A 12,056-nucleotide genomic window follows, 5' to 3' on the forward strand; every position below is an offset into this window, starting at 1 on the left:
CCAGATGGACCCCGAACCCCAGTACGTCGACGAACCGGACGACACTTCGCGGTCGACCAAGAGCCGATGGCTGGTAGTCGGGGCCGCCCTGGTCGTCATGCTGATCCTCGGCTTCGGCCTCGGGGCACTGACGACCAGGCTGATCGACGCCGACCCCGCGCCCACCACCCCGGGGGCGGGCTCGGTCGAGGTCGGCTTCGCGCAGGACATGTCGGTGCACCACCTCCAGGCCGTCACCATGGCGGGCTGGGCGCGGGACCACACGACCGATCCGGCGATCAAGACCCTCGCGTTCGACATCGAGCGCACGCAGACCGGCCAGGTCGGCCGGATGAAGGGCTGGCTGGGCCTGTGGGGCCGGCCGGAGCAGACGACCGGCGCCTACATGACCTGGATGACCGAACCGATGTCCGGCCACGCCGGACACGGGGGCGCCGGGATGAAGCCGTCGAACGGCGCGCCGATGCCGGGGATGGCGACGTCGGCCGAACTGGCCAAACTGCGGTCGCTGACCGGCAAGGAGATGGACGTCTTCTTCCTGCAGCTGATGCTTCGGCACCATATGGGCGGGACGGCGATGGCGCAGTACGGCCACGACCACACCTCCGTGCCGGACGTGAAGTCGCTGACGCAGAGCATGCTGGTCTCGCAGGGCGCCGAAGTCACCCTGATGAAGGGGCTGCTTCAGGAGCGCGGCGCCGCCCCCCTCCCCGACTGACGCTCTCCCCCTCACGCATTTCGTCCTCTAAACGCGGTAGTTCGTGTTGCCAACTACCGCGTTTAGAGGACGAAATGCGTTCTAGGCAGGGGCGGGTTACCAGGAAAGTTCTCGGCAGCGTCGCGCGCATTGGGGTACTTCGATCTGCAGCGTCGCGTGCTCGATCGAGTAGCGGTTCGCCAGGAGGTTCTGCGCCTCGGTCAACACCGTGGACTGCTCGACGCTCGGCGCGATGGTGAGATGCGCCGAAGCGACCTCCATCCCCGAAGTCAGCGTCCAGACGTGCAGGTCGTGGACGTCCTCGACGCCCTTCAGCGCGCCCAGTTCGGTCTGGATCCCGGCGACGTCGACGCCCTTCGGCGCGTGCTGGAACAGGATCCGCAGCGCGCGGCGGGCGAGGGCATAGGTGCGGGGCAGGACGAACAAGCCGATCGCGACACCGATGATCGGGTCGGCGTAGCGCCACCCGGTCAGCAGCGTGATCGCGCCGCTCAGCAGCACGCCGACGGAACCGATCAGGTCGGCGAGGACCTCGAGATACGCGCCCCGGACGTTGATGCTCTCCTCGGCGCCCTTGCGCAGGACCAGGAACGAGACGATGTTCGCGACGAGACCCGCGGCGGCCGCGAGCAGCACGGGCAGCCCGGGCACGGCGGGCGGGTCGCTCATCCGGCCGACGGCCTCGAACAGGACGTAGCCCGCGACGCCGAACAACAGGATCGCGTTACCCAGCGCCGCGAGCACCTCGGCCCGGTAGAACCCGAACGTGCGGGTGTGGGTCGGACCGCTGCGCCGGGCGAGCATGATCGCCGCCAGCGCCATCCCGACCCCGAGGACGTCGGTGAACATGTGCGCGGCGTCGGAGATCAGTGCGAGCGAGCCGGTGGCGAACCCGACGACGAACTCCATGACCATGAAGCCGGCGCCGATGAACAGGGCGATCGTCAGGCTCTTGAGGTAGCGGCCTGACGCGCTCGACGGCGAGGCCGTTCCATGCCCGTGCCCGTGACCCATTGCTCCGCCTCTCGTGAAGTCGACAGGCCGAATATATTGTCACATGCGCATATGTGCAATACAGGTGAGCCTAAGTTCACCCTGTCTTAAGCCGCACAAGGAAGCCATCCCCCAGGAGGGCCTTCCCGAAACCTGGAACCGACACGCACCGCTACCGAGCGGCCGGAAGAACCCCTCAGCCAGCCGACGAAGATCGTCGATCGCCTGCTTCTCGGCCGCCGTCGGATCAGCCGTTCGGGGTCAAGCTTGGCGAGCACAGCGGCCCGAGCACGCCGAGGAACTCGACCACCGAACCCGGTCCGCCAGACCGAAGTCGCAATCCTGGCCCAGTACCGGCACAGCTCCCGCGGACACCCTGCGACCAATCGTCCACAGTGGCCGGTTCCGTCCAGTGCGTGGCGCGCGACCCTTGGATCACCTGGTCAGCGTCTTCCTCACGCCACTGGACCCCGCCGAACGGGGGCAGCGGGGCCGTCTTGTGGACCATCCCCACGGTTAACGACCACCTCGCGGAAGGAGCCCGGACGGGGTGCGCTAAGCTTTCGAAGTCGCTCAGGCGGCAACGCCCTCGTAGCTCAGGGGATAGAGCACTGCCCTCCGGAGGCAGGTGTCGCAGGTTCGAATCCTGCCGAGGGCACACTTCCGACCGAGTCGAATGCCGGCTCCAATCAAGCCATAACACTGTCCTCTCCCCTGTCCGCGGGCTGAATTGATCGGTTCTGCGACCGCGTTCGCAACGGCCTCTCGAACCTGAGCGAAGCGCGCTGGAGACGCGTAGACAAAACTGGAGATGCCGGAAGGGTTTCCCTGCGGTATCCCGGCAAGGAACCGAGAAGCGGCCGAACTCTTTGCTCGCGGGTCTTGATGTGCTTTCATCGAAAGCGGCCTGACATGAGAGCGCTCCCAGAGCGCGTTCCCCGCACAACGAGGTGGAGGCGGCACGTGAAACTGAAGCACGCCCTGTCCGCATTGGCACTGGTCACGACCGGGCTCGTGGCACCGGCCGTCGACACACCGCCGCCCGCCCACGCGGACACACTCATCTGCGACCAGTACGGATCGACCACCATCGGCGGCCGGTACGTCGTCATGAACAACCGGTGGGGCAGCAGCGCGACACAGTGCATCAACGTCACCGGCAGCGGGTTCCGGATCCAGACCCAGCAGGGCTCCACCAGCGGCGGAGCGCCGTTGTCGTATCCGGCGATCTACCTTGGCTGTCACTACGGGAACTGCTCACCCGGCACGAACCTGCCACGGCAGCTGAGCAGGATCGGCAACGCGCCGTCGTCGATCTCCTACACCTACGTCGGCGGTTCTACGTTCAACGCCTCCTACGACATCTGGCTGGACCCGACCGCCAAGCCGACGGGGGTCAACCAGATGGAGCTGATGATCTGGTTCAACCGCACCGGCGGCGTGCAACCGATCGGCGGCCGGGTCGGCACCACGAGCATCGGCGGCCGGGGCTGGGAAGTGTGGCAAGGCAACAACGGCGGGAACGACGTGGTCTCCTACGTCGCCCAGTCCTCGATCGCGAGCTGGTCGTTCAACGTCATGGACTTCGTGAACGACGTCGACTCTCGCACCCGCGTCGACCGCTCCTGGTATTTGACCAGCGTTCAGGCCGGATTCGAGCCATGGAGCGGCGGAGTCGGCCTCGCGGTGAACTCGTTCTCGGCCAACGTCAACTGAAGCCTCGGGGCGCAAGCGGCGAACCGGGTGAAGGCCGTCGATGAAGGAATTGGGACGTTGAGTGTCCCAATTCCTTCATCGACGCAGGGGCACGCCGGAAGCACCCTCAGGACAGGGCGGCCGACCCTTCCCCGGTTGACAAGTACGACCGGTTAGCTATAGCTTCTAACTGTAGTTAGATGCACTAACCAGCCGGAGGAGCCCGCCATGTCCTGTAAACGTTTCACGACCTCTCGTCGCCGGGCCGGAGCCCGCGCCGCACTGCTCGCCGTACCGCTGGCCCTCGCCGGAATCCTCGGCACCACGGCGCCCGCGCAGGCCGCTCCAGCTCACGACAGCAGACCGGCTTCGCTTACCTGCCAAGGCAAAGGCATCGACCCGGCCGCCAAGGTGCACTACCGGACCGAGACGTTCATCAAGGCGCCGCTGCGCACCATCTGGAATCTGCAGACCGACGTGGAAGCGTGGCCGTCCTGGCAGCACCCGGTCATCCCCATCACCATGAAACGCCTGGACCACGGCCCGCTGCGCAAGCACTCCCAGTTCCAGTGGACCATTCCCGTCCCGCCCGGCACCCCCTACCCGCCCGGCGACGTCGTCATCGTCTCCACCGTGCGGCAACTCCAATCCGGCAAGTGCATCCGCTGGACCGGCCCGCTCGACGGTCCCGGCGGAATGCGTATCGACGGCGTGCACGTCTGGAACTTCGTCAAGGTTCCCGGCGGCGTCATCGTCCGCACCGAAGAGAGCCACACCGGTCCGCAGGTCGACAAGGACGTGCCCAACTCCACCGAGATGCTCGGCCAAGGCCTCGAAATCTGGTTGAAGGACCTCAAGACCGCGGCCGAAGCCGATCCGTGCCGCTGACCGATTGGGCGGCGGCCTGGAGCTGCCGACGGGGAAGGGGTGGGTCCCGCCGGATCGGGGAAGTCGACGCTGGCGCGAACCCTGTGCGAGCGCATGGGGTTGCCGTTCGTGGAGTTCGAATCCTTCTTCCGCGGACCGAATCGGACGGTGCGGGAGACCTGGCAGACCGATGTCCTCAAGTTCCTCGACGGTGACGAGTGGGCCATCGAATGGCAGGGCGAAGAGGTCAGGGACCGGATGACCGAACGACTGGACGCGCTCGTCTGGCTCGATCACCCACGAATCATGACCATGACGCGCGTCATCGTCCGGACGCTGAAACGTCGGGTCGGGCGGGGCTCGAAGATCGCCGGTGGCAACGTCGAGGGTCCGTTGCGCACGTTCTTCACCGATCCCGGCCACATCGTCAAACTCACTTGGCGTTACCACCCGATCATGCGGGCTCGCGTGCACAAGGTCATCCGGGAGAACCGTTTCCGGACCTCGCCATCGTCCGCCTGCGTGGCCGGCGTCAGGTCGATCGCTGGCTCGACGGGGCCTTCGCCCGGAATCTTCGCTAGCGGGAATTCCGGGACCGTCACGACCAGTCCCAGCATGCTCCGTAGGCCAAGCCCGGGGTGAGCATGCCGAAGCGGAGGTGTACCTCGTCCGTCGGGTTTGGCTGGCAACGTTCACCACGACGGCGGCGACCGGCAAGTTCCTCCTGGAACACCCCGTCAAGCTTGAAAACCGCCTCGGGCGCTTCGCCAAAGCGGATTCTGAGGTCGAATCGCTCGCACATCCTGCTTGGGACGTATGTCAGTTGCCCACTCAGCCGGCGCGGGCGGAACAGCATGGCGAACTCGTGGGACTCTCCTTGGGACAACGGTTTCGGCAACGCCAGGCGGACGCCCCCGTGACGGGTGGTGGTCAGTGTGCCGCCGTGGAAGAGCGTTGCTTCATCGGGTGGGACCGAGGTCGACAGGTCCAGCTCACGCAGGCCGTCCTGGCCGGCGGTGACGCGGTGACGCTCGAACACCTCCGGACGCGGGCCGCCCAGGACCACCGCCACGTTCAGATCCCTCGTGTGCCAGCCGGCCGTTCGCTCGCCGCTTTCGTCGCCTGCCGAGGCCAGGTCGGCGAGCATCATGATCGCCTCGTCCACTCGGCGGCGCACTGTACGCGGTTCGCGGTCCACCCTTGTCGCCGTCCACCGGAGGCGATCCTTGTAAAGTGGCTGGTCCGCGTCCGCGTAGATCGCGAACGCCGCCAGCGCCGCCAGGCGGAGGTCATCCGGCAGTTGCTCCGCCAACTCCACCAGCCGGGCCGTGACCTTGTTACGGATGGCGGTGAGCCCGTCACCATCCACTACCGCGCAAGCGGATCGCAAGGTCGGACCGACCCGCTCCTCGATCCTGCCCGCGAGCAGACCACGCCCTTTGCGGAGCGACTTCAACTCCTGGATCAGCTCCACCCGCCCGCTCATAGTCCTGCCCCCTTCTCGTTTCGGGACATGGTGCGAGCGGTGTGTGGACGGGAAGTGGACAGATCGTGCACGCTCCGGGCACGGTCAGCATCGGGCAGCGCCCGCATCACCGACGCGATCAGCGCGGGGCCCAGCCTTACGCCGTCACGGGCCAAGAACGTGCGGAACGTACCGATCCGGCCGAGGGTGTCCTCGTCGGCATCGCCCACTCCGAAAGCCACTACCCGCGGCCGGCTCGCCCAGGCCGGGTCCGTCAACTCGGCGAACGCGGCAGGCCAGGTCGTCGGGTCGGTCGCGCACCCGTCGGACAGGAAGAACATCAGCGGACGGTGCACCCTCAGCCGGTGGGCCTCGAGGGCGCGTAGGTCACCGGCGATGGTCTCCCGCAAAAAGAGGAACGCGGGCCCAAAACCAGTTCCCACGGACTCACCCCGTTCCGGCAGTGGGGCGAGGTCGTCCATCAGATAGAGCGGTTGCAACTCGTACGCCGTCTCCGCGAAGCACACCACACAGCAGAGCACCCGCTCGGCGACCGACGAATCGGCGTGGATTCCCCCACGGAATTCACGCAATCCGGCGTTCAGCGCATCGAGATGGTCGGTCATCGAAAGCGAGACATCACAAGCCACATAACACGGCAACACATCGGACTCCACCCAGTCACTCCTTCACGTCCCAAGTCGATCGGCGGAGTTTGTCCGACAGGTGTGCATCGAACGTGGAAGAAAAGCACATCGACCGAACCCGGAAGGGCGATTGCGCGAGGGCGATTGCACCCACCAAGGTGCATCCGGGAGGCCAAATGGAGTTTCGGATGCTCGGCCCGCTGGAGGCGTGGCACGACGGCGCACCCGTCTCACTGGGGGACCAGCAGCAGCGATTCGTCCTCGTCGTGCTTCTCCTGCACGCCAACCGACCGGTATCCCCCTCCCGGCTCGCCCAGATTGTCTGGGCCGGCCGGGAAACCCGGCCGAATCTGGTGCGCTCCTACATAAAACGGTTGCGCGGCGTGCTGCCGGACTCCGGTGACGTCAGCATCGAGACGACTGCCACCGGTTACCTCCTGCGACTCGACGAAGACCGGCTGGACACCGTTCGGTTCGAGCGGCTACGCGCCGAAGCCGGACAGGTGCGGGCCAGCGATCCACGCCGGGCCATCGAATTGCTGCGGGAGGCCGTGGGACTGTGGCGCGGGCGCTTCCTCGAGGACATCGACATCGACCGGGTGGGCGGTACAGAGGTGCTCTTGCCCGATGAAAGCCGCACCGACACCATCGGCGACCTTGCCGAGCTGGAACTGACCACTGGCGACCACCGCTCGGCCCGCGATCGGCTGCGGCCACTGGTCCACTCCGATCCGGCGGACCAAAAGCACGCCGAGCTTCTCATGCGCGCGCTACTCGCCGGGGGCGACCGGATGGCGGCGCTACGCGTCTTCCGCACCACCCGCGCCGCGCTCGCCGAGCACGGCGTCGAACCGGGCACTGTGTTGCGGAATCTCGCCGCACGGGCGGAGCAAGGTGAACCGCCGAGCTCGCTGCCGTCCCGGCCCGGTGAGTTCACCGGCCGCGCCGCCGAGCTGGCGGCAATCGAGAAGGCCGCGGCGTCCGGCACCCGGGCGGTCTGGATCAGTGGGGCGCCGGGCGTGGGCAAGACCGGTCTGGCCGTCGAAGCCGCACACCGGCTTCGTTCCCGGTTTCCCGACGGGCAGCTCGTGGCCCGCCTGAACGGCTTCACGCCAGGCCTCCCCGCCACGAGCGTGTCGGAGGCGCTCACCGAGCTGCTGATCGAACTGGGTGTGCCCGTCGAGCAGATTCCGGCCACGGTCGGCCGGAAGGTCACGCTCTACCAGACGACGCTGTACGGCACGCGCACCCTGGTGGTCTTGGACAACGCGGCGACGCCGGAGCAGGTACGGCCGCTGTTGCCGGAGGCGGACGGTTGCCTTGCCGTGGTCACCAGCCGACGGATGGGAGACGCTGACTCGGGCGAGCCCGTCCGGCTCGCCCCGCTGTCGCCGGACGAAGCAGCCGAACTGTTCCACGCGCTGGTCGGTCCGGCCCGGCTGCGTGGCCGCGCGGCCGGAGTCGCCGCGGTAGTCGCCCGGTGCGGCTGTCTGCCGATGCCTATCCGGGTGACCGCCGCGATGTTCCGGCGGCACGACCGGTGGCCGCTGGAGCATCTGCTGAGCCTGCTCGAGGACAACGGGCCGTGGGGCGAGGCCGACGGCACGGCCGCGATCCGGACGTCCTATCGGCAGCTCGGCGAACGGCAACGCGCTCTGTTACGCCTACTCGGCCACCTTCCCGGTCCCGACGTCGGCGTCGCCGGTGGTGCGGCGCTCGCCGGGTGCGAAGTCGGTGAGGCACGGCAGCTACTCGACGACCTGCACGAAGTGAGCCTCCTGGAGGAAACCGCACTGGAGCGGTACCGGATGCTGGATCCGCTCAAGGAGTTCGCGGCAGGCGAGCAGCAGCCGGACCGCGCGACCGCGTTGGCGCGGTTGCTCGACTTCTACCTGGTGACACTGGCGGCGGCGGTCGGCACCGCCTACCCGTTCGACCGCGCACAGCTGCCCTCGGTGGACCACACCGGCCTGGAGGCACCCGAATTCGCCGACGCGGAAGCCGGCTTGCGGTGGATCGCCGTCGAACGGGACAACCTCGTCGCCGCGATCCGTTACGCGGCCACGAACGGTCTGCCCGAACACACCTGGCGATCGGCCGTACTGCTGTGGCGCTACTTCAACACGGCGAACCAGTTCGAGGACTGGATCGACACACTCGAACTCGCTTGGCGGACCGTGTCCACGGAAGCGGGAAACGATTACGGGCAGGCGCACGTACTGCTCCGGCTGGCCATCGCGCGCGACCGGCGCGGGCAGCACGCGGAAGCGATGGAGCTGGCCTCGAAAGCGCTGCCGAAGTGGCGGCGCCTCGGTGACGTGCGCGGCGAAGCGGCGACGTTGTGCGCCCTCGCCATCCCCACGATGGAGCTCGGCCGACATGACCAGGCCATGGCGCACCTCACCGCCGCACTGGCCAAATACGAGCAGACCGACGACCCGCGCGGCGAAGCACACGCGTTGAGCATGCTCGGCTATCTCAACGAATATCGCGGGGACCTCGACGTCGCACTGCGCCAGCACGAGTCCTCGGCCCGGATGCTGACCGAGATCGGTCACGTCCAAGGGGTGGCGCACGCCCTGAACAACCTCGGATCCGTGCAGGAGAAACTCGGACTGCTCTCCGAGGCGCTGACCAGTTACACCGGCGCGCACGGGCACGCGGCCGAAGTGGGCGACCGTTGCGTCGAGGCCTACGCGTTGAACAACATCGGCAACGTGCACCGGCAGCGCGGCCGGCTCACCGAAGCGGTGCGCTACCACGAAGAGGCGCGGGTAGTGGCGGCGGACGTGCCGGACGCGGACCTGTTGACCCAGCTCTACCTCGACCGTGGCGCCACCGCGCTCGCCCGCGGTGCGCGACACGAGGCGCTGACGGCCTGCAAAGCGGCACTGGATTTGGCCGACGGCAACGGAAATCGAGCGTATCGTGCCCGGGCTCACCACGGGATCGCCAAGACCCGGCACGCGATGGGCGACCACGAGGGTGCCCTCTCCCACTGGGCCGCGGCGGAAAGCGAGTTCGCCGCGCTCGGGCTGCCGGAGGCCGGTGAAACCCGGGATGCCCGCGCGCTGCTCGGGTGCGCCTGCTCAGCGCCGGTGTAACACCCGGCTCAGTTCCGGGTAAACCTCCCGGACCGTGTGGTGCCCGCGCCACCGGCTCAGGCACCTGGACAGCTCCCGCAGGTCGGTCCGCACCGTCGCCGAATCGACGCGCGCCGCGTCATCGAGCGTCTCGGGCAACGTCCGGCAACTCTCGTCGATTTCCCCGTTCAGCGCGTGGGCGAGTGACCGGCGTACCCCGAATCGGGCCCGCGACCGGCGGTTGGCCAACGGCACCTTCGGGACCTCGACGTCCAAGATGGCCGCCGCCGCACCGGCCTGGCCCAGGTCGGCCAGTGACCAACCGCGAGCGAGCGCCAGCGGATTCGACACGGTCGAACCGAGCGCGGGGTAATCGGCGGTGTGCGCGAACCACGTTTCACCCGCCCGATCCAGCGCGCGCTCGAACGCGTCCTGGTCACCGGCCAGCGCGTGTCCTTGGGCTTCCCGCCGGGCCGCGAGACCGAACGTCCGCGTTCCGGGCCGGTCCAGCCGCTGGGCCTGCCGGGCGAGGTCGATCGTGCTGACCGGGTCTTGGCGGTACAGAGCCAGTCCTGCTTCACGGACGAACGCGTAACTCGCGATCTCTTGGTCACCGCCTGCCCTGGCCAATTCCGCGGCGTGCCGTGTCCACGACAGCGCGTCCGGTTCACTCCCGGCTTCCTGACTCAGCCATCCGACGTACTCCGCCATGCGGGCGGCGAGCAGCAGTAGCCGGGATCGGACGGGTTCGGGGTTCCCGAGGGCGAGCGTGTGGACCGTGTGCGTCTGGGTGACGAGCGGTTCGAGGACCACCGTCGGGCTGGTCTGCATACCGAGCCCCCGCAGTTGCTCGAACGACGTCCGCAGGCCGTTGACCACGCCCTCGTCGAGGATCGGGCGTGACCCGCCTGCCAGGACGACGCCGAGCACCGCTCCCGCACCGGCAAGGACTTGACGGCGCCCGAGGGCGCCCTCGCGGGCGGAGCGCGCCGACTCGATCAAGGTGCCGCCGGCGTCCAAGACGCCGTCGCAGATACGAGCGAGCGTCGCGTTCGGGGGTTTGAGATCGTTCTCGATTTTGCTCAGGTAGCTCTTGCTGTAGTTGACCAGCTTCGCGAGTTGACCCATCGAGATGCCGGCGGCATTCCGTTGTTCCCGCAACAAGGCACCGAATGTTTCGGCCACGCCGACCTCCATTCCGAGTTTCGAGTACATCATTCCGGCGGAGGCGGCGCAATTGCCGGGCCGACGTGCGCCGGCCCGGCGCGCCGAGCTCATCCGTGCCAGGGATTGCCGTCGGAGCCCGCGGTCGTCGGCACCGACGTGACAGTGCTGGACGGCGGGGTTTCGCCGTCGTCACCGGCGTACGCGGCGGTGGAACCGAGCATCGGCAGCGCCAGGACGGCGCAGATCGCGAGGACGGGAGCACCGTATTCGGCCAGCTTCTTGTACATGACGAATCCTCCAAGGAAAGGTGATTGATTTGAGCGCTTTCCGTAATTCCGGCGCCCTGCAATCAGGATTCGTGATCCAGGATGCGCCGACAAGGAGTTGACCGTTGACCGAAACCGGCGGGCAACGGGACACCGGCATCCACACCTTGTGCACATCTGGTCCACACGCCACGTCGATGCTGCGCCGATCCGACCAAGGAGACCGGCGGCAAGCCGGTGACGAGCAGAAAGGCGCGCCTGTGGAAGAGATCCCGAGCTATGACCTGGCGATATCGTTCGCCGAAGACCGGCAGTCAGGTACGCACGAACTGGAGGACGCGAGCCGGCAGCGGGGTCTGACCGTGCTGCACGATCCCGAGCGAACCCACGAGTGGTGGGCCCGCAAGAGCGCGGGCGATCTCCCCGACGTCCACGTCCGGTTCTTCGTCCCGGTCATCTCGGCCCTGGACGACTTCACCACGGCCATGCTGCGCGCGGTCGCGACCGGCGACCGGCACGTGCTCCCGGTACTGGCCGACGACGTCGTCGTGCCGCCGGAGTTACTGCATCCGCACGTGTCCTACCTGCGCGACGGCGACCACTTGATCGAGGAACTGGCAGGCCGGGTAGAGCGGGCGGAGGCCGCCGGATGGGAGCGCGGCAGGCTCGCCGACGTGGTGACCCGGGCACGGGAGATCGCACCGCCCGCGGCGGTGCCGGTCACCTTCAGCCGGTACGTCGAACAGGACGCGGCCCTGCGCTACCTGGGCGAGCAGTTCGCCGCGGCCATCCCGAGGCTGCGAAGCCGCGGGTTCGCGGGCACCACGCATCACGGTGACGAGCGGATCGGCCTGCGGATCGAGCGCGCGGGCGACATCGTCTACGCGCTGGACGTCCAACGTGGCGGCATCGGCGGCGACGAAACGCTGAACTTCGTCGTCGGCTTGCATGACGCCGCGAGTGCTTGCACGAACGGCTGGGCGCGCCCGATCTACGACACCGACACCGGCGCGGCCAAGCTCGAACTGCACGACCAGTCGGTATTCGGCCGCGACCGCACCGAACCCCGGACGCTGACGAGGGAGGAGTTGTTCACCGCACTCTGGCAGCGGATCGACACCGTGCTGACGGCCACCGCCGGTTGAGCAGCGCGAA

At 67.8% G+C, this 12,056-nt stretch carries 11 protein-coding genes and 1 tRNA gene; 7 read left to right on the forward strand and 5 right to left on the reverse strand.

Features of this window, described 5'->3' with window-relative positions:
* Nucleotides 1–4 precede the first annotated feature (4 nt).
* Nucleotides 5–718: a DUF305 domain-containing protein gene (locus tag AVL48_RS20660; RefSeq protein ID WP_061982407.1), complete on the forward strand. Its 714-nt coding sequence runs from the start codon at nucleotides 5–7 to the stop codon at nucleotides 716–718.
* A gap of 96 nt (nucleotides 719–814) precedes the next feature.
* Here the strand turns inward: AVL48_RS20660 and AVL48_RS20665 are convergent, their stop codons facing one another.
* Nucleotides 815–1,732, reverse strand: a complete 918-nt coding sequence (locus tag AVL48_RS20665) for a cation diffusion facilitator family transporter (RefSeq protein ID WP_061982306.1) — start codon at nucleotides 1,730–1,732, stop codon at nucleotides 815–817.
* Nucleotides 1,733–2,296: 564 nt separating this feature from the next.
* Between AVL48_RS20665 and AVL48_RS20670 the strand changes: the two genes are divergently transcribed.
* From AVL48_RS20670 to AVL48_RS20685, 4 genes are all read left to right on the forward strand, one after another.
* Nucleotides 2,297–2,369, forward strand: a tRNA-Arg gene (locus AVL48_RS20670).
* A 305-nt stretch (nucleotides 2,370–2,674) separates the two neighbouring features.
* Complete coding sequence (locus AVL48_RS20675; protein WP_244162478.1) at nucleotides 2,675–3,427, forward strand: GH12 family glycosyl hydrolase domain-containing protein; 753 nt, start codon at nucleotides 2,675–2,677, stop codon at nucleotides 3,425–3,427.
* Between the two features lie 207 nt (nucleotides 3,428–3,634).
* The gene (locus tag AVL48_RS20680; RefSeq protein ID WP_061982307.1) at nucleotides 3,635–4,294 is read left to right on the forward strand and encodes an SRPBCC family protein; all 660 of its coding nucleotides are present in this window, start codon (nucleotides 3,635–3,637) and stop codon (nucleotides 4,292–4,294) included.
* Nucleotides 4,295–4,402: 108 nt separating this feature from the next.
* Nucleotides 4,403–4,915 carry an adenylate kinase gene (locus tag AVL48_RS20685; protein ID WP_244162492.1) on the forward strand — a complete coding sequence of 171 codons (513 nt, stop codon included), beginning with the start codon at nucleotides 4,403–4,405 and terminating at the stop codon, nucleotides 4,913–4,915.
* On the opposite strand, the gene AVL48_RS20690 is transcribed toward AVL48_RS20685, so the two are convergent.
* The gene (locus AVL48_RS20690) at nucleotides 4,872–5,747 is read right to left on the reverse strand and encodes a hypothetical protein (protein ID WP_143104722.1); all 876 of its coding nucleotides are present in this window, start codon (nucleotides 5,745–5,747) and stop codon (nucleotides 4,872–4,874) included. The genes AVL48_RS20685 and AVL48_RS20690 overlap by 44 nt on opposite strands.
* Before the next feature lie 8 nt (nucleotides 5,748–5,755).
* Nucleotides 5,756–6,415 carry a vWA domain-containing protein gene (locus AVL48_RS20695; protein WP_063816525.1) on the reverse strand — a complete coding sequence of 220 codons (660 nt, stop codon included), beginning with the start codon at nucleotides 6,413–6,415 and terminating at the stop codon, nucleotides 5,756–5,758.
* A 146-nt stretch (nucleotides 6,416–6,561) separates the two neighbouring features.
* Here AVL48_RS20695 and AVL48_RS20700 point away from each other — a divergent pair, with 146 nt between their 5' ends.
* Nucleotides 6,562–9,489, forward strand: a complete 2,928-nt coding sequence (locus AVL48_RS20700; protein ID WP_244162477.1) for an AfsR/SARP family transcriptional regulator — start codon at nucleotides 6,562–6,564, stop codon at nucleotides 9,487–9,489.
* On the opposite strand, the gene AVL48_RS20705 is transcribed toward AVL48_RS20700, so the two are convergent.
* Together AVL48_RS20705 and AVL48_RS20710 are read right to left on the reverse strand one after the other, a co-directional pair.
* Entirely contained in the window at nucleotides 9,475–10,653 is a 1,179-nt protein-coding gene (locus AVL48_RS20705) for a helix-turn-helix domain-containing protein (RefSeq protein ID WP_061982410.1), read from the reverse strand. The genes AVL48_RS20700 and AVL48_RS20705 overlap by 15 nt on opposite strands.
* Before the next feature lie 89 nt (nucleotides 10,654–10,742).
* Nucleotides 10,743–10,922, reverse strand: a complete 180-nt coding sequence (locus tag AVL48_RS20710) for a hypothetical protein (RefSeq protein ID WP_061982309.1) — start codon at nucleotides 10,920–10,922, stop codon at nucleotides 10,743–10,745.
* 104 nt (nucleotides 10,923–11,026) lie between these two features.
* On the opposite strand from AVL48_RS20710, the gene AVL48_RS20715 reads away from it, so the two are divergent.
* The gene (locus AVL48_RS20715) at nucleotides 11,027–12,046 is read left to right on the forward strand and encodes a hypothetical protein (RefSeq protein ID WP_244162476.1); all 1,020 of its coding nucleotides are present in this window, start codon (nucleotides 11,027–11,029) and stop codon (nucleotides 12,044–12,046) included.
* Nucleotides 12,047–12,056 lie beyond the last annotated feature (10 nt).

It is taken from the genome of Amycolatopsis regifaucium, from assembly GCF_001613935.1.
Taxonomy (GTDB): Bacteria; Actinomycetota; Actinomycetes; order Mycobacteriales; family Pseudonocardiaceae; genus Amycolatopsis; species Amycolatopsis regifaucium.

Coding starts and splice junctions, on each gene's coding strand:
- AVL48_RS20660 (WP_061982407.1), top strand. CDS start 5: ATGGACCCCGAACCCCAGTACGTCGACGAACCGGACGACACTTCGCGG.
- AVL48_RS20665 (WP_061982306.1), bottom strand. CDS start 1,732: ATGGGTCACGGGCACGGGCATGGAACGGCCTCGCCGTCGAGCGCGTCA.
- AVL48_RS20680 (WP_061982307.1), top strand. CDS start 3,635: ATGTCCTGTAAACGTTTCACGACCTCTCGTCGCCGGGCCGGAGCCCGC.
- AVL48_RS20700 (WP_244162477.1), top strand. CDS start 6,562: ATGGAGTTTCGGATGCTCGGCCCGCTGGAGGCGTGGCACGACGGCGCA.
- AVL48_RS20710 (WP_061982309.1), bottom strand. CDS start 10,922: ATGTACAAGAAGCTGGCCGAATACGGTGCTCCCGTCCTCGCGATCTGC.